The 16,676-nt window shown below is 73.9% G+C and carries 16 protein-coding genes; 7 read left to right on the plus strand and 9 right to left on the minus strand.

Annotation, left to right across the window (positions count from 1 at the left end; genetic code table 11):
- Nucleotides 1-50: 50 nt before the first annotated feature.
- Nucleotides 51-1,583, minus strand: a complete 1,533-nt coding sequence (locus ACZ51S_RS22710) for an alpha/beta hydrolase (protein WP_468961816.1) — start codon at nt 1,581-1,583, stop codon at nt 51-53.
- Nucleotides 1,584-1,741: 158 nt separating this feature from the next.
- Complete coding sequence (locus ACZ51S_RS22715) at nt 1,742-3,616, minus strand: AMP-dependent synthetase/ligase (RefSeq protein WP_468479782.1); 1,875 nt, start codon at nt 3,614-3,616, stop codon at nt 1,742-1,744.
- A gap of 244 nt (nt 3,617-3,860) precedes the next feature.
- Here ACZ51S_RS22715 and ACZ51S_RS22720 point away from each other — a divergent pair, with 244 nt between their 5' ends.
- On the plus strand, nt 3,861-4,625 hold the full coding sequence (locus tag ACZ51S_RS22720; RefSeq protein WP_468479783.1) for an LppU/SCO3897 family protein: 765 nt from the start codon (nt 3,861-3,863) through the stop codon (nt 4,623-4,625).
- A gap of 25 nt (nt 4,626-4,650) precedes the next feature.
- Here ACZ51S_RS22720 and ACZ51S_RS22725 read toward each other — a convergent pair whose 3' ends face one another.
- From ACZ51S_RS22725 to ACZ51S_RS22740, 4 genes are all read right to left on the minus strand, one after another.
- On the minus strand, nt 4,651-5,355 hold the full coding sequence (locus tag ACZ51S_RS22725) for a PASTA domain-containing protein (RefSeq protein WP_468803833.1): 705 nt from the start codon (nt 5,353-5,355) through the stop codon (nt 4,651-4,653).
- Nucleotides 5,356-5,443: 88 nt separating this feature from the next.
- Entirely contained in the window at nt 5,444-7,153 is a 1,710-nt protein-coding gene (locus tag ACZ51S_RS22730; protein WP_468479785.1) for a DUF4153 domain-containing protein, read from the minus strand.
- A gap of 171 nt (nt 7,154-7,324) precedes the next feature.
- A complete protein-coding gene (locus ACZ51S_RS22735) occupies nt 7,325-8,104 on the minus strand; it encodes a fibronectin type III domain-containing protein (RefSeq protein ID WP_468479786.1) in 780 nt (259 codons plus the stop codon).
- Nucleotides 8,105-8,130: 26 nt separating this feature from the next.
- Complete coding sequence (locus ACZ51S_RS22740; RefSeq protein ID WP_468803834.1) at nt 8,131-8,793, minus strand: hypothetical protein; 663 nt, start codon at nt 8,791-8,793, stop codon at nt 8,131-8,133.
- A 439-nt stretch (nt 8,794-9,232) separates the two neighbouring features.
- Between ACZ51S_RS22740 and ACZ51S_RS22745 the strand changes: the two genes are divergently transcribed.
- Both ACZ51S_RS22745 and ACZ51S_RS22750 read left to right on the plus strand, forming a co-directional pair.
- Nucleotides 9,233-9,814 (plus strand): hypothetical protein, encoded by a 582-nt coding sequence (locus tag ACZ51S_RS22745; RefSeq protein WP_468479788.1) that lies wholly within the window; start codon nt 9,233-9,235, stop codon nt 9,812-9,814.
- A 231-nt stretch (nt 9,815-10,045) separates the two neighbouring features.
- Nucleotides 10,046-10,963, plus strand: coding sequence for a DUF2199 domain-containing protein (locus ACZ51S_RS22750; protein ID WP_468961817.1), 918 nt, complete (start codon nt 10,046-10,048; stop codon nt 10,961-10,963).
- A gap of 41 nt (nt 10,964-11,004) precedes the next feature.
- Here ACZ51S_RS22750 and ACZ51S_RS22755 read toward each other — a convergent pair whose 3' ends face one another.
- Together ACZ51S_RS22755 and ACZ51S_RS22760 are read right to left on the minus strand one after the other, a co-directional pair.
- Nucleotides 11,005-11,439, minus strand: a complete 435-nt coding sequence (locus tag ACZ51S_RS22755; RefSeq protein ID WP_468480112.1) for a VOC family protein — start codon at nt 11,437-11,439, stop codon at nt 11,005-11,007.
- Between the two features lie 86 nt (nt 11,440-11,525).
- Entirely contained in the window at nt 11,526-12,353 is an 828-nt protein-coding gene (locus ACZ51S_RS22760; RefSeq protein WP_468961819.1) for a helix-turn-helix domain-containing protein, read from the minus strand.
- A 403-nt stretch (nt 12,354-12,756) separates the two neighbouring features.
- Between ACZ51S_RS22760 and ACZ51S_RS22765 the strand changes: the two genes are divergently transcribed.
- Nucleotides 12,757-13,068, plus strand: coding sequence for a hypothetical protein (locus tag ACZ51S_RS22765; protein ID WP_468480114.1), 312 nt, complete (start codon nt 12,757-12,759; stop codon nt 13,066-13,068).
- Here the strand turns inward: ACZ51S_RS22765 and ACZ51S_RS22770 are convergent.
- Complete coding sequence (locus ACZ51S_RS22770; protein ID WP_468480115.1) at nt 13,040-13,468, minus strand: ATP-binding protein; 429 nt, start codon at nt 13,466-13,468, stop codon at nt 13,040-13,042. The genes ACZ51S_RS22765 and ACZ51S_RS22770 overlap by 29 nt on opposite strands.
- A 155-nt stretch (nt 13,469-13,623) precedes the next feature.
- On the opposite strand from ACZ51S_RS22770, the gene ACZ51S_RS22775 reads away from it, so the two are divergent.
- Genes ACZ51S_RS22775 through ACZ51S_RS22785 form a run of 3 tightly spaced genes read left to right on the plus strand, consistent with a single transcriptional unit; the run spans nt 13,624 to nt 16,667 of the window.
- A complete protein-coding gene (locus ACZ51S_RS22775) occupies nt 13,624-14,481 on the plus strand; it encodes a helix-turn-helix domain-containing protein (RefSeq protein WP_468961821.1) in 858 nt (285 codons plus the stop codon).
- Nucleotides 14,478-14,723: a DUF397 domain-containing protein gene (locus tag ACZ51S_RS22780; RefSeq protein WP_468961822.1), complete on the plus strand. Its 246-nt coding sequence runs from the start codon at nt 14,478-14,480 to the stop codon at nt 14,721-14,723. Before ACZ51S_RS22775 ends, ACZ51S_RS22780 begins: the two co-directional genes overlap by 4 nt.
- A 42-nt stretch (nt 14,724-14,765) precedes the next feature.
- Nucleotides 14,766-16,667 carry a WD40 repeat domain-containing serine/threonine protein kinase gene (locus ACZ51S_RS22785; protein WP_468961824.1) on the plus strand — a complete coding sequence of 634 codons (1,902 nt, stop codon included), beginning with the start codon at nt 14,766-14,768 and terminating at the stop codon, nt 16,665-16,667.
- The last annotated feature ends 9 nt before the right edge of the window (nt 16,668-16,676 follow it).

Below are 16,676 nucleotides of genomic sequence, written 5' to 3' on the forward strand. Positions count from 1 at the left end.
CCGCCGGGACCGCACCGCCGTGCTCGCCCCGCCGTGCCCGCCCCGCCGGTTCACTCCCCGGCGGGGCAGGAGCGCGTCCCGCCCGGCAGCTTCCCGCCGGTGAGGAAGTCGTCGACGTAGTCACGGACGCAGGGCGAGGCGGCGTAGCCGGTGTGCCCGTCGCCCCTGTGGTCGATCACCACCGCCGAACCGAGCCGGCGGGCCGTCTCCTCGGTCCACTCGTACGGGGTCGCCGGGTCCCCGCGCGTGCCGACGAGGAGCATGCGGGGCGCGCCGGGGCGGTCGATCCGGCGGATGAAGTCGGTGCCGGCGGGGCGGCCGTAGCAGGACAGCACGGTCATCAGCTGGCCCGGCCCGAAGATCGGCGAGGTCCGCTGGAAGTCGGCCCGGAGGTCGCCGATCTCCTGTGCGATGGCCTCGGGGGTGGCCTCGTCGTTGCTCCGGTCCGGGTCGTCGGCGCAGTTCACGGCGGTGCGGGCGGCCGAGGCGTTGTCGTCGGGGATCCGGGTGGGGCCGTCGTCGGGCGGTGTCTCGGCCGGGCCGCCCAGTTCCATCAGGGCGACGGGGTCGCGGTCGCGCTCCACGCGGGCGAGGGCCTCGGCGAGGTCGGGCCACTGGCTCTTGGAGTACAGGGCGGCCGCGATGGCGCCCACCACGTCCTGTCCGGTGAAGTGCGAGCCGTCGTCCCCGACCAGCGGGTGCTGGTCGAGCCGTTCGACCAGGGCCTCGACCTTCTCCCGGGCGGTGCGGGTGTTGCTGCCGTAGACGCAGTCGCGCCGGTGGGCGCACCAGACGAGGAAGTGGTCCAGGGCCCGTTGCTGGCCGCGGGCGGAGACCAGGGCCTGCTCCGTGAGCGGTTCGGTGAGGGTGTCGACCCCGTCGAGGACCATCCGGCCGGTCCTCTTCGGGAACTGCGCGGCGTAGACGGCGCCGAGCCGGGTGCCGTAGGAGAAGCCGAGGTAGTTGAGCTTCTTGTCGCCGAGGGCGTGGCGGATGCGGTCCAGGTCGCGGGAGACGTTGACGGTGCCGACGTACGGGAGCACGGGCCCGGAGTGCAGCGCGCACCGTTCGGCCACGGCGCGCAGGGCGGCCAGCTGGGAGGCGGCGTCGCCCGGCACCTCGTCGCCGGCCTCCTGGGAGCCGCCGCAGGAGACGGGCGAGCTCAGGCCGACGCCGCGGGGGTCGAAGGTGACGAGGTCGTAGCGCTGGCCCAGGCGGGCGAAGAGCTCGGGGTCGGCGGCCAGGGCGGCGATCCCGGGGCCGCCGGGGCCGCCGAAGTTCAGCAGCAGGGAGCCGAGGGGGCTGCGGCCGGGCGCGGTGGCGGGGATGCGGGCCACCGCCACCCGGGTGGTGCCCTTGGCGGGGTCGGCGTGGTCGAGGGGGACGGTCACCTCCGCGCACCGCATCGCCGCGGGGACGCGTTCGAGGGGGCAGTCCCCCCACCGTATGCGCGGTCCGGCGGTGGGCGCGGGGCTCCGGGCGGGGCCCTGGGGCGGTCCGGGGACGGCCGCGAGGGAGGCGGCCAGGACCAGTGCGCAGGCCGCGCCGGCGGCGGTACGGGGGCGGAGGCGGTGACGGGGCATGCGCCCTCCTCGGGTCGCCCCCCGGACCGGTCGGCCCAGCCCACCATAAGCGGGCCGCGCCGCCCCCGCCCCCCGGAGCCGCCCGCCGGGGCACCGGGTGCGGGGCGCCCGCGTCAGGCGGTGCGGGGCGCCCGGTCAGGCGGCGCCGGGCACCCCCGTCAGGCCGTGCGGGGCGCCCGGTACAGCTCGTCGATCTCGCGCTCGTAGTCGCGGGCGATGGCGGCGCGCCTGAGCTTCAGCGAGGGCGTCAGGTGGCCGCGTTCCTCGGTGAACCCCGCCGGCAGGACGGTGAAGCGGCGGATGGACTCGGCCCGCGAGACCAGCTTGTTCGCCTCGTCGACCGCCCGCTGGAGCTCCGCCAGCAGCTCCGGGTCGGTGACCAGCTCGCGCAGGGGCACTCCCTGCTTCTTGCGCATCTGCCGCCAGTGGGCGAGACCGTCGGGCTCCAGGGTGATGAGGGCGGCGACGTAGGGCCGGTTGTCGCCGATCACCAGGCACTGCCCGACCAGGGGGTGGGCGCGCAGCCAGTCCTCCAGGGGCGCGGGGGCGACGTTCTTGCCGCCGGAGGTGATGATCAGGTCCTTCTTCCGGCCGGTGATGGTCAGGTACCCGTCGGCGTCCAGCTCGCCGATGTCCCCGGTGGCCAGCCACTGCCCGGGCTGGTGGGCGGCCGCGTTCCAGTACCCGGCGAAGACGTGCCGGCCGCGCAGCAGCACCTCCCCGTCGTCGGCGATGCGCACCGCCGTCCCGGGCAGGGGCCAGCCGACGGTGCCGAGCCGGGGGCGCTGGGGCGGGGTGACGGTCGAGGCCGCGGTCGTCTCCGTCAGGCCGTAGCCCTCGAAGACGTCGATGCCCGCGCCGGTGTAGAAGGCGGCGAGGCGCCGCCCGAGGGGTGAGCCGCCGCTGAGGACGTAGCGCACCCGGCCGCCGAGCGCGGCCCGGATCCGCCGGTAGACGAGCGGGTCGTACAGGGCCCGGGCGGCCCGCAGGCCCAGCCCGGGCGGGTTGCCCTCGGCGGCTTCCCCGTATCGCTGGGCGATGCGGGCGGCCCGGTCGAAGGAGGAGGCGCGGCCCATCCGCTCGGCGGTGGCGCGGGCGGTGTTGTAGACCTTCTCCAGGACGTAGGGGATGGCGAGCAGGAAGGTCGGCCGGAAGCCGGCGAGGTCGGCGAGGAGTTCGTCGGTGCTGATGCTCGGCGCGTGCCCCAGCTTCACCCGGGCGCGCAGGCAGCCGACGGCGACCATCCGCCCGAACACGTGCGAGAGCGGCAGGAAGAGCAGCGTGGAGGCCGGGTCCCTGCTGACGGACCGGAAGACGGGGTGCAGCAGCTCCACGGCGTTGTCGACCTCGGCGTGGAAGTTGCCGTGGGTCAGCACGCAGCCCTTGGGCCTGCCCGTGGTGCCGGAGGTGTAGACGAGGGTGGCGACGGATTCGGGGGTACGGGCGGCCCTGCGCGCGTGCACGATCGCGTCGGGCAGGTGCTCCCCGGCCTTGGCGAGCCGGGCCAGCGCGCCGGTGTCGAACTCCCACAGGTGCGCGAGGCCGGGGAGGTGGGCGCGCTCGGCGCTGATGAGCCGCGCCTGGACGGTGTCCTCGACGGCGCAGGCCACGGCCCCGGAGTCGTGGATGATCCAGCGGGCCTGGAGGGCGGAGGAGGTCGGGTAGATGGGTACGGTGACCAGCCCGGCGGCCCAGCCGGCGAAGTCGAGCAGGGTCCACTCGTAGGTGGTCCGGGCCATGATGGCGAGCCGGTCGCCCTCGGCGAGCCCCTCGGCGATCAGCCCCTTGGCGACGGCGAGGACCTCGCGCGCGAACTCGGCTGCGGTGACGTCGCGCCAGGTGCCGTCGGGTTCCTTGCGGGCGAGCACGGCCTCGCGGGGGGCCTCGCGGGCGTTCTGGAACGGTATGTCCCCGAGGGAGCCGCTCGTCGCCGGCCCGACGAGCGCCGGCACGGACACCTCCCGCACCACCCCGCCCACGATCGTCTTGACGGGCTCGACGGGCTCGACGGGCTTCGGCGCGGCTGCGTCCACGGCGTTCTCCTCGGTCGGCGCGGGTTACCGCCGGTAATCTACGCACGGCCGCCTCCCGCGAACACCCCTCGTACGCCATCTCCCCGCCGGCTCCACACCACGTCGACGGGATGCCCCCGAGGCGCGCACACGCCAACCCGCGGGCCACCGGCCCCGGGACGGCCCCGCATCGCGGAACGCCTGCGTCCCCGGGAGGTGAAGGGGCAGAATCGCGGTGGGTCCGCCCCCACCCCGAGGAGCAGCCGTGCCGCCGTCCCAGGAAATCGAGTTGACGCTCACCCCCGCCCAGGCCGCCGCGGGCGTCCTCGTCTCCGTCCCACTGCCGGACGGCCCCCAGCGGCTGCGCATACCCCCGGCCCGCAACGGCGACCTCATCCGGGCCCGTGTCGCCGGGGCCGAAGTCCTGCTGCGCATACGGGTTTCCGGGCCGCCGGCACCGCCGCCGGCCGCGGCCCCGGCCGTCCCGGCCGTCCCGGCGCGCAAGGGCGGTGCCGTCGGGTGGCTGGTGCTGCTCGGGGCCGCGGCGGCGCTGATCGTCGGCGTCTCCCTCGCGGTCGGCGACGACGACTCCTCCCACACGGCGTCCACGGCCCCGACGGCCTCCCCGACGGACACCCCGGACCCCTGGCCGACGTACACCGCGCCGACCTACCGCCCGCCGACGTACCGCCCGCCCGCCTCCACCCCGTCGGCGGACGAGGAGACCTCCGAGCCGGCCCCCACCCCGACCACGCGGGCCCCCCGCCCCTTCGAGACGGGCACCTGCCTCAACGGCCGGCTCCCGGACTCCACCGTCGCCCAGTCCGTCGACGTCGACGAGGTCTCCTGCTCGGCCCCCGACGCCCACTACCGGGTCATCCAGCGCTTCCCCGGCACCAGCGACATGAGCCGCTGCGACGAGAACCCGCGTACGGAGTACGGCTTCTCGTACCAGTACACGATCAACGGCAGCGTCATCAACGAGTACGTGTACTGCCTGGTCGGCATCGGCTCCTACTCCCGCGCCTGACGGGCTCCACCGGCCCTCCGGGTGCCTACTGCCAGCGGTACGGCTTGACGCTGGGGTCGTAGGAGCAGGTCACCGTGGTGCCGTTGGTGGCGCGGGCGGTGCGGCCGCGGTCGGCGTTCGGGCAGAACTGGCCGTCCACCACCGGGTGGCCGTTGGAGGTGCAGGCGTAGCCGCTCTTGCCGTCGGGGCAGGCGGTCATCGCCCCTCCGCCGCTGCCGCCCGCCGCGGGCTTGGTCCTCGCGGGCGCCGGCTCCGGCTCCGGCGTGGGGGCGGCGGTCCTGGGCGGGGTGTACGCCGGGTCGTTCTTCTCGTCCAGGTAGCCGTGGAAGCCGACGGAGCAGTCGCCGGACTTCTGCGCCAGCCTGAGGGTCACCGTGGTGCCCGCCTGGAGCGGCGCACCGCTCGCCGGGCCGGTCTCGCAGACGTACCAGCCGTCGTGATCCCGGGGGAGGGTGACGTCCTTGTGCAGGGCGGCGTCCGTGATCCGCCCCTTGACCGCGTCCAGCGCCGCCAGCGCCTGGCGCGCGTCCCGCACGGTCCGGCCGGTCAGGCCGGGCATGACCGGATCCGGCGCGGCCGTGGTCGTCGACGGTGTGGGCGTCGCGGTGGCCGGCGGCAGGGAGGCGGCGGCCGGGGTCGCCTTCGCGTCGGCCCGCGCACCACCCCCGCAGCCGGTGAGGGCGAGGACGCCGAGGACGGCGACGGGGGCGAGGAACCGGGATATCCGCACGACGGGGTACTCCTGGGGCGGGACGGGGCGAACCGGCCGTCATCATGGCATGTCCACGGCCAGCTCACCCCGAAGTCCCGTCATCCGGTCACGGGTTGGGGCCGCTGTACACCCCGAGCACCCTGCACTCCTGGTAGGTGGTGGTCACCGGGCGCTCGCGCAGGATCTCGCGGGCGCGGTACTCGCCGAGGCTCGTGGCGTACCAGGGGGCGTCGCCGGCGCGCCGCAGCTCGTCCCGGATCCCGGTCAGGGCGCAGGAGCGCTGGGGTTCGGGCAGCCGGTCCAGAGCGGGGGCCGCGTCCGCCGACAGGTCGCGGAGGTAGTTCAGGTCGAGCTTGCCGTCCTGTTCGTACCGGGTCACGTTGCTCTCCGCGATGATCCCGTCCGGCGAGAGCAGCCCGAAGGCCAGTACGGTCGCGGCCGCGCTGCCGACCACCGCGCGGGCCAGCCACCGCCCGCCGACCGCCCCGGCCGCCATCAGCAGCACGAGCACCAGGCCCAGCCACAGTTCCATCGTGACGACGGACAGCCGCAGCCGGGTCAGCCCGTACGCGTCCACGTACAGGTCCATCCGGCGCACCGCCGACGCGACCACCACCAGCGTCAGCAGGCACAGCGTCCCCAGCACCGAGCGGACCAGGCGCCGGTCGCCCGCCCCGCCGCGCGGTGCCCAGCGCAGCGCGAGCGCGATCACCCCGAGCACGAACACGGTGGCCCAGAGCAGCTGCCAGAAGCCCTGGCGCGCGTACTCGGCGTACGTGAGGCCCGTGCTCTCCAGCACCTTGTCGTAGCCGCCGAACAGCACGGCCAGCTGTACCGCGTTGAACCCGGCGAAGAGCAGGTTGAGCACGATCAGCGGCAGGCTCCACTCCACCCGCGAACGCGCCTTCCACTGACTGGTCTTGACCCGGTCCCAGCGGTGCGGGGCCGCCGCCGTGCGGGCGGCGGCGAGCGCGAGGACCGCGCCGGCCAGGAAGAGCAGGAACCGCAGCGGGCCGTCCCCGACCGACACCTCGGGGACCAGCCCGCCGAGTAGGTCCGCGAAGGCCGCGTCGGCGGAGGCGAACAGCGTCCCGAAGACGAGCAGCAGGGCCACCGCCACCAGGGCCGCCTTCAGCACCGGCAGCCAGCGCCCGCGGCGCGCGCCGCCGCCGCGGGCCCGCACGCCCGCCCAGGCCCAGCCGACGCCGCTGACGGCGCTGTCGAGGAACCCGAGCGGGGCGAGCAGTACGCCGGGCCACCGGCCGGCTCCGTGCAGGGCCAGCGCGGCGAGCAGTACGGCGGCGAGGATCGCCAGCGTGGACGGCCAGGCGGAGTCCCGCAGCGCCGGAACCACCAGCAGCGCCACGCAGCCGGCGGCCCACAGCAGGCTCCAGGGGCGGGCCTTGCGCCCGGCCGCGCGGGCGGAGGCGTACGCGGCCACCATGGCGGGCAGCGCGGCGAGCAGCAGCCCGGGGCCCATGCCGTCCCCGAGGGCGACGGCGGTGGTGAGTCCGGCCGCGAGCACGGCGACCAGGGTGGCCGTGTCGATCGGGGCGGCCTCGGCGGGCCGGATCCGCCGCCACATCGAGTTCGCCGCCCGCGCGGCGGCCGCCTCCCGGGCCTGCTGCTGTTGCAGTTGGAACTGCTGCATCCGCCAGGCGTGCCAGGCGGCCGGGTCGTGCCGGGGCAGGCCCGGGGCGATGGGCGGCTGCGGAGCCGGAGTCGGAGCTGGAGCCGGAGTCGGAGCCGGCGGAAGCGGAGCCTGGGCGGGCCCGCCCGGTTTCGCCTGTCCGGCGTTCTCGGCGTTCTCGGACATCGGTCCCTCCCCTGTTGCGGAGGGCTCAGCGTAGGGGCACACCACCAGCTTTTGAACACATTCAACTCACCCTTGTGACAGGACCGTGACAAGCCGGACCGGCGGCTGAGGACCCCCACCGCCGACCGGAATCCTCAGCCGCCCCTCGTACCGACTCCCACCGTTGCGGGGTCAGACGCACTCGGACCTGGCACTGACCGGGGTCCAGTCCGACGGACCGACGTCGTTGACCGCCCGTACCTGGAAGCACTGCTTGCCCAGCGGCAGCCCCGTCCAGACGAACGAGGTGGCGTTCGCGGACACTCCCTTGGCCTGCTGGAGGCTGCTGTTGAAGATCTCGTACCGCGTCTCGTCGGTCGCGGCGTCGCTCCACTCCACCCGCACGCTCGTGGGGTCGGCCTCCCTGGTGGCGACCACGTTCGACGGCTCGGCCGGACTGCCGACGCCGATACCGGTGCCGCCCTGGTGCTTCACGTTGAAGTTCACCCGGGCGTAGTCGTCGGAGCCGGCCTCACCGTTCTCGGCGGACAGCCCCCAGTTGGTCAGGCTCCTCCCCGGCCTCAAGCCCTGCTGAATGCCCTGGTCCTCGCCGTCGAGGTCGTTGGTGCGACAGTCCGAGCCCTCGTAGAGCCGGAGCGTGGGGGAAATCACCGCCGTCTCGTCCTCCCTGATCTGGATCTGGACGCTCAGCACACCCCTGGTCTCGCCGCCCACGCACGACTCCGCGGTCAGCGTGTCGTTCGTTCTGTCGTGGCTCAACTTGGCGATTCTGGTGAAGGGGATGGTCCTCGTGGTGCGGTTCGTCGTGATGCCCGGCGCGTCCGACACCGTCAGGCTTCCGCTCACGGTGATGGTGTGGGTGCTGGCCGCCGCGGCGGGCGGGGCGGTCCACACGCACAGCAGGGTCAGCGGTACCACCGCCGTCACGACGGCAGCGCGTCGCATCGTCATCGTCCTACCTCGCAATCACCACACGGTCACCTGTTCAGGCAGTTCTGGCGGTACGCCTCGTCGAAGGCGGTGTCGTAGCCCAGTGCGTAGCCGTTCTGGAAGGCGAGGACCAGCGGGTCGGGCTGTTTGGGCGGCATCAGCCGGGCGTGGGTGCGTGCGAGGAGGCACGCCTTCCCCTCGTCACGTCCCCATGCCTCGCCGGACGACTTCCCCGCGGCGAACATGCTCTCCTGGGTCTGCTGCTGCGGCTGCGGTGGGGGCTTGGGGGGCTGGGGGTTGTTCATCGCGGCGCACGCGGCCTTGTTGGCGGCCGCCGACTTCGCGTAGGCCTGGTTGTACCCGTACGCGTAGCCCGCGGCCTTGCCCTGTACGTACGGCGTGGGGTTGGGCGGGACCAAGGGCGGCAGGATCTTTTGGCAGATGGGCGGTTTGCCGTCGCGGTTGCCGGAGCTGGAGCCCTGGAGGTAGCCCTCGCGGCAGCCACGGTGGTACGGGTCCTGACCCTGTGACAGCCCGTGGCAAACCGTCGGCGCACTCACCGTCGTGGTCGTGGTGGTCGCCGTGGTCGTGGTGGTCGCCGTGGCGGCCATTGGCAGGGCGCCGGCGGGCGCGACGGCCAGCAGCACCAGCGCGGGTGCGGACAACATGGCAAGCGGGCCGAACGCCCGCCGCCGGAGGTGGCCGGTCATGGTCGTCCTCTCGGACGGGTGGATCCGGCCCGGCCCGGATGTCTCGACCCGGGCGCGGCCCACGGGCGGTACCCAGGCCCGTGGGCGGGTGCCGGAACCCGGGACGGGCGCAGGGCGTGACGACACCAGTTTATGCGCCCGCGCGCCGACGCGCCCGGGCGGAGGTGTGGCGCAACGGCACTGGCCCGTAGGGCGGTTCAGCGGGTTCTTGGCGGTGCGAGCGGCCACCGGCGGGGTGTCGTGGCCTCCGGTCGACAGGTCCGGGCGGAAGGGGCAGCATGGAAGGGACGGACTGCCTCCGGGGCCGGTCGTCGCGCCTGGAGCGCACCCGCCCCGCCGCTCCCTCGTGTGGACCGCGTGCCGTTGGGCGCCCCCCTTCGCGGTGCCGACCCCGCCCCGGTTCACGCCCCCTCTCCCGCCCCCCAAGGTGAGGAACGACATGAACCAGCGCACCCGTACCACTCTCTTCATCCCCCTCGTGGCCTGTTCGCTCGCCGTCGGGCCGGTCACCGCCGCATGGGCCACGGCCCCGCAGGCCGCACCCACGGCCCAGTGCTTCGTCGAGGCCAAAGCCGGCGACGCGACCAAGGTGATCGTCACCGGTGAAGGCTTCGACAAGGCCAAGGGAAAGGTGACCGTCGACCAGACCGACGGCGACGGCGGGGCTCTCGTCACGGCGGGCGCCGACGGCAAGTTCAGCGCCGCCGACCTGCCCCTCGGCAAGTACAAGGCCTCCCAGACCGGTGGGGCCGAGACGACCTGCCTGGGCGGCCAGGAGGCACAGGACGCGGTCAACAAGAACTTCATCGACAACGAGCGCCAGCGCGGCAGCCGTGAGGGCTTCACCGATGGCCAGGCGCTGGCAAAGTCCGGTGCCTGCGACGCCGCGCCGAAGCCGAAGCTGAAGAACTTCCAGGGCCTGACCGCCGACAACGAGGCCAAGAAGAAGGCGGACGAGGCCTACACAAAGGCCTACACCGCCGCGTTCGACTCCGCGATCAAGAGGTACTGCACCGACTGACCCGCTCCCCACGGCTCCTGAACGCCGGGCCGGGCCCGCACGAGTGCGGGCCCGGCCCGCCACCTCGGGTGCGAGCGGGCGGCCAGGCCCCTTCCGGCACGAGCCGGGGCCCGGATCACCTGACCGGTCATCTTCGTCGAAGCTGGTGGAAGCCGTCACCGCGCAGGCCACGGAAAAGCTCCGCCAGGCAGCGGCCGCTTGATACCGGCCCCCCACCCCTAGGCTGAACGGGTGACGACGCACCTTCCCGCCTGCTCCTGCTGCGGTGACGCCCTCTCCGACGAGCGGCGCCTCGACTTCGGCTACCACCTGCCCGACGCCGCGTTCGGCCTGCCCGAGGAGGCCTTCCACCGGCTCGGCGTGCGCGCCCTGCTCCGGGTGGACGGCGTCGGCTCCTACATACGCTGCCTGCTGCCCGTGCGGCTGACCCACGACACCGAGCTGGTCCTCGGGACCTGGGTGGAGGTGGAGGACGCCACCCTGCGGCGGGCCCACGAGCTGTGGGAGGAGCCCGGCTACGCTGACTTCTCCTTCCGGGGCACGTACGCCAACCTGGTCCAGCCGTGGGGCGACGACCTGATGGGCGCCGCGGTCACCGCCGCGGTCGCCGACCCGGACGAACTGCCCGTCGTCACCGCCGTGCACCACCCCGTGGCCACCCGCGTGGTGACGGAGGTCTGGGACCGGGACGAGGTCCTCAGCCGCTTCCCGTACCAGCTCCCCGTCGACGTGCGCACCGACCTCGGCGACCACTGGTCGGTGCTGCGCACCGCCGGGCTCACCGCCTCCTTCGCCGACGGCACGGACCGTTTCACCGGCCCGCACCGCACCGCGGCCGTCAACCTGATGCTGGACGACGTCCCGGGCCGCGCCCCGGAGGACTTCCTGACCGCCCTGCTCTCGGGCGCCCCCGACACCCGGCCCGTCCAGCGCGCCCGCGAGGCGACGGCCGACGGCGTCCGGTACGCGTTCTGGATGACCCCGCAGGACCACGGCCGCGAGCGCCACGAGTTCTACGGCTTCGCCGTCCACGCCTCCGGCAGCGCGGCCCGGGTCTTCTGCACCCACGAGGACGCCGCCGACCTGGCCTGGGCCCAGCGGATCTGGCGCTCCCTCGACTACGCGCCGCCCCGGGACGGGAACGGCTGATCCCCCGGGCCGGGCCGGCCCGGAGGGTCAGCCGCTGCCCCTCAGTCCAGGCAGAATTCGTTGCCCTCCGGGTCGGCCATGGCGATCATCCCTTCGTCCACGCCGTTGGGTTCGAGCCGGTACAGCCGCTTCGCCCCCAGCCCCTCCAGCCGGGTGGCCTCCACCTCCAGCACGTCCATCCGCTCGGCGCCGGTCAGGCCGGGGGCGGCGCGGACGTCCAGGTGCATGCGGTTCTTGACCGTCTTTCCCTCCGGGACCTTCTGGAAGAACACCCGCGGCCCCTTGCCCTCCGGGTCGGTGATCGCGGACCGGTCGTTGTGCCGCTCGGGCGGCACGCCCCACGCCGTCAGCGCCTCCGGCCAGTCGGCGAACCCCTCGGGCGGCGGCTGGACGCGGTAGCCCAGCGCCTCGGCCCAGAACACCGCCTGGGCGCCCGGGTCGGCGCAGTCGTACGTCACCTGGAATTCCTTGGCCATGCCGCCTCCCACCGTTCGGAACCTGCCGCCATCCTCGCACCTCAACGCGCCTACGACAGCGCTGGGTTGACGCGGCGCGCGGGCCGCTACGCGGCGAGGGCCGCTTCCGGCGGGCAGTCCCGGCACCGGCCGGGGGCGGGGGCGCGGAAGCCGCGGTCGCAGCCGTCGCAGTTCTGCATCGGGTCGGGCCGCCGGACGGCCTGGAGGGTGGGCGGCGGTGCGACCGGCAGGTGCGGCGGGATCCCCGCCTTGAGCCGGTACGCGATGAGCGCGGCCGCGCTGCGGAGGTCGTGGGGCAGGTCGGCGGCCAGGGCGAGGCGTACGGCCTGCGGTTCGGCGCCCCGTTCCAGCCAGGCGGCCAGGTCGGGCGCGAGCCGCTGTACGTCGCGCTCGGAGAGCAGCAGCCGGGGGTCGTCATCGCGCAGCCGGGCGAGCAGGTCGGCGGCGTCCCGGTGGGCCGTCGCCGCCGGGGGCGGCGCGGGTGCCGGCTCCGGGTCCGGTACGGGTACGGGCGCGGGGGCGGGCTCCGGCTCCGGTTCGGCGGCCGTCGCGGCCACTGGCTCCGGCTCCGGATCCGGCTCGGGGGCCCGTCCGGCCGGCGGCGGGGGCGGCGGATCGTCCTGCGGCGGGACGGTGCCGCGCGGGTGGTTGTAGGACACGGTCCGGGTCACGAGCCTGCCCTCGGGTGTCCGTACGGCTGTCCGTTCCAGGTACCCGGCGGCTTCCAGCTCCCGCAGCGCGGCGGCGATCCGCACCTCCCCCTCCGGGAAGCGCGCCGCGAGCTCCTTGATGCCGATCCTGGTACCGGCGGGCAGCGACTGGATGTACACCGCGAGTCCGATCGCCACCAGCGACAGGGCGCCGTGCTGGGCGAGGTGATTGCCGATCACGACGTAGTTCTCGGTGTGCCGCACGTTGACGTGGACGACACCCGATGGGACGGTCCCGGCGCGAACGCGGGACGACGCGCGCACAGGCGCGTTAGGCTTCTTGAACACCATCGGGAAGGGGCTTCTTCCTAGTTGGTCAGGCCCTCGCCCGGGATGCCAGTCCCGGCGGGGGCCGTCTCATGTCTGTTGTTGTGCGGCGAGCATATGCCCGCCAACCGTCCCGAAAGCCAGCCGAGTTGGCAGAGTTCACCCGAGTGAGTGAGCGGGGGGCCGGAGGGGGGGTTGGGTGGATTTACCCGGTACTTAGGTGGTTACGTCGAGGGTCGCCGGGTCCCGTCGGGCCGCGTCCCGGATGAGTACGCGGACCACGGATCCTGAGTACGCGGGCGCAGGCGCCCCGCCCCCCGCGGCCGCTTGGCTGGACCCCATGCACGAGACCCAGACCCCCGGCTCCCCCGCGTCCGGCACGGCACTGGCGTGGGCCACGGCCCTGGCCATGGCCCTGATCCCGGTGGCGTTCCTCTTCGGGGCCCTGGCCGGGATGGCCGAGCAGGTCCACCCCGGGACCGTGGCGGTCGTCAAGGTGTTCTGGCTGGCCTCCTGGACGGCCGCCCCGCTGCTCGCCCTCGCCGGCCTGCTGCTCCGCCGGCGCCCGGCGCTGGCCGCCGCCGGACGCTGGGCGGGCTGGATCGCGGTGATCCCGGCTCCGGTCACGATCCTGCTGGCGTGCCGCCTGTAGGCAGGTCCACCTCCGCCCACACCGCCTTGCGCGGTGGCGGCCCCTGCTCCACCCCCCACCGGTCGGCCAGCGCCTCCACCACGGCCAGACCCCGGCCGCCCTCAGCGCTCGCGTCCGCCTCCCGGAGAACCGGGATCCGGTCGCGGCAGGTGTCCGCCACCGCGATCCGGAGGGTCCCGCCCTCCAGGCTGAGCACCACCATGAAGTCCCGCCCCGGCACCCGCCCGTGGGTCACGGCGTTGGCCGCCAGCTCGGCCACGATCAGCCCGGGATCCTCCGTGGGCAGCCCCCACCCGTGCAGCATCTCCACCACGAGCTGCCGCGCCTGTCGGGCACCCCGGGGCGTGGCGGGCAGCCGGACACCGAACTGATGTGCAGAGCACCAGATTTGAGTCGTCACATCACCCAGCGTGGGCCGCCGTGACTACCGTGAGAAGCGGTACCGCCGGTGCGTCCGGGGTTTGTCCCGCGCTTGTCCGGCGCTGTCCCGGCTGTCCTGACGGCCGCTTGGGCAGGGGGCGTTGAGGTATTCGGTGCGTCGGAGGTGGGGCACGCATGACGGTGGACAACGACGGTACGGAAGACGCGGGCTGGGAGGTCGACCCCGAGGACGAACAGGGAGCGGCGGTCCTGGCGGCGCTTGGCCGCCAGCTGCGGACCTGGCGGGAGAAGGCGGGAATGAAGGCCGCCGCCTTCGGGGTGGAGATCGGGTACGGGGAGGACCTGGTCCGCAAGGTCGAGTCGGGCAAGCGGATCCCGCGCTCGGAGTACCTGGACAGGGCGGACGAGGTCCTGAGCGCGGGCGGCCAGATCGCCGCGATGAAGGCGGACATGGAGCAGGTCCGCTACCCGAAGAAGGTGCGGGATCTGGCCAAGCTGGAGGCCAAGGCGGTCGAGATCAACGTGTACAGCAGCCACAACATCCACGGGCTGCTTCAGACATCCGAGTACGCGTCGGCGCTGTTCGGGATGCGACGGCCGGCCTATTCGCCAGACGAGATGGATCAGATCCTGACCGCCCGCATGGCACGCCATTCGATATACGACCGCAGCCCCGGACCGACTCTCAGCTTCGTCCAGGAAGAGGTCACCCTTCGCCGTCGCATCGGGGGCACAATGGTTCTGCGTCGACAGCTCGAACACATGCTTGCGGTCAGCCACTTGCCGAACGTGGATTTCCAGATCATGCCGACCGACGTCGAGGAGCACGCCGGTATGGGCGGACGTATCCAGGTGCTGAAGTTCCCGGACGGCAGCGCAGTCGGCCGGTCGGACGGGGCATTTCACGGGCGTCCCGTCTCAGACCCGAAGCAGCTCAGGATCCTCGAACTGCGCTATGGCATCATCCGAGCTCAGGCGCTCACTCCGCGAGAGTCGATGGCGTTCATCGAGGAACTGCTAGGAGAGACATGACCCGCAATGCCGACCTGGACTGGTTCAAGAGCAGCTACAGCGACAGCGGTGACATCAACGACTGCGTCGAGGTGGCCCACGACTGGTTCAAGAGCAGCTACAGCGACAGCAGCGAGGGCGACGACTGCGTCGAGGTGGCCACCACTGCCGCCGCCATCCACGTCCGCGACTCCAAGGACACCGCCCTCCCCCACCTCACCTTCGGCGCCACCGCCTGGGCGGGGTTCCTTGCGGCACAATGACCCCTCGCACGCGCAGTAGCTGAACGGGGCCCAGGGGGCGGGATGCAGCCGGGGGAGCAGTTGGCCGGGCGGTACCGGCTGGACGTGCCGCTCGGGCAGGGCGGCTTCGGCGAGGTCTGGCGGGCCTTCGACGTCGAGCTGGGCCGGGCCGTGGCGGTGAAGGTGCTGCTGGCCTTCGACGCGTCCGAGCAGCAGCTGGGCCGGTTCCGCCGCGAGGCGGCCATCGGGGCGCGGCTCCAGCATCCCGGCATCACCGTCGTGCACGACATCGGCCACCACGACGACCGGCTCTTCCTCGTGATGGAGCTGCTCGACGGCCAGGACCTCGCCCACCGCCTGGCCGCCTCGCCCGGCGAAGGCCTCGCCCTCGCCGAGGCGCTCGATCTCGCGCTCCAGACGGCGGAGGCGCTGGCCGCCGCGCACGCGCAGAAGGTGGTGCACCGGGACCTGAAGCCCGGGAACCTCTTCCTCCTCAGCGACGGCCGGCTCAAGATCTGCGACTTCGGCATCGCCCGCACCGCCGACACCACGAGCGGGCTGACCACGACCGGCAAGGTGTTCGGGACGCCGCACTACATGGCCCCGGAGCAGTGGCGGGGCGAGCAGGCCGACGGGCGCTGCGACGTGTACGCCCTCGGGTGCGTGCTGTACGCGCTGCTGACCGGTGCGCCGCCGTTCTCCGGCACCGACCACGCCTGGGTGCTGATGCGGATGCACCTGGAAGAGGAACCCCCGCCCCTGGACTCCGTACGGGCGGACGTGCCGCCCGCGCTCGTGGAGCTGGCGGCCTCGCTGCTGGCCAAGGAGCCCGCCGACCGGCCGGACGCCCCGGCCGTCGCCGAGCGGCTGCGCGCGATGCTGAGGGGCACGGCCGCCCCCGCCGGGGTGCCCGACGTACCCACCCTGGACCTGCGGCCCCCGGGCGCCCGGCCGGGCCGCCGGAGCGTCCTGTTCGGCGGGCTCGGGCTCGGGCTGCTGGCGGGGGCGGGCGGCGGGACGTACGCCCTGCTCCGGCTGACCGGCGGCGGCGAGGACGCGGGCGCGCCCGGCGCGGGCGGGGTGCGGCTGGCGCGCAGCCTCACCGGCCACACCGGTCCCGTGGGGGCGGTGGCGTTCAGCCCCGACAACAGGATCCTGGCCAGTGGCGGCGGCGACCGCAGCCTGCGGTTGTGGGACGCCCTCAGCTGGCGGGGCAGCGACCCCTTCCCCGGCTTCGAGAAGCCCGTCGCCTGCCTGGCCTTCAGCAACGACGGCACCACCCTGGTGGCCGGGAGCGACCGTCTCCTGCACCTCTACGACGTCGGCGGCCTCGCCGAAGCGGGCGTCCTGACCGGCCACACGGCCCCGGTCCGGGCGGTGGCGTTCAGCGTGGACGGCACCACCTTGGCCAGTGCGGGAGAGGACGGCACCATCCGCCTCTGGGACTTCGTGGACCGCTTGCAGCCGGCCGTGACCCTCGCCGGTCACCCCCGGCCGGTCACCTCGGTCGTGTTCAGCCCCGACGCGAAGACCATCGCCAGCGGCAGCGAGGACGGCACCATCCGTTTGTGGAACCTCCCGAGCCGCAAAGCCACCGCCACCCTCACCGGTCACACCCAACCCGTGGCCTCGGTGGCCTTCAGCCCCGACGGCGGGCTCCTGGCCAGCGGCAGCGCCGACGGCACGATCCGCCTCTGGGACCCGGTCATCCGCACCGGCAGCGCCGCCGCCACCCTCAGCGGCCACAACAGCGCCGTCCGGTCGGTGGTGTTCAGTCCGGACGGCAGGACACTGGCCAGCGGCGGTGGCCGTACCGTCCGGCTGTGGGACGTCGCCACCCGCGCCCACCGGGCGACCCTCAACGGACACGCGGCCGCCGTGGGCTCGGTCGGGTTCAGCCCGAACGGCACGACCCTGGCCAGCGGCAGCGAGGACGCCACCGTCCGGGTGTGGAAACTGGCCTGACGGAGCGAA

This window comes from Streptomyces sp. NPDC034043 (assembly GCF_055575675.1).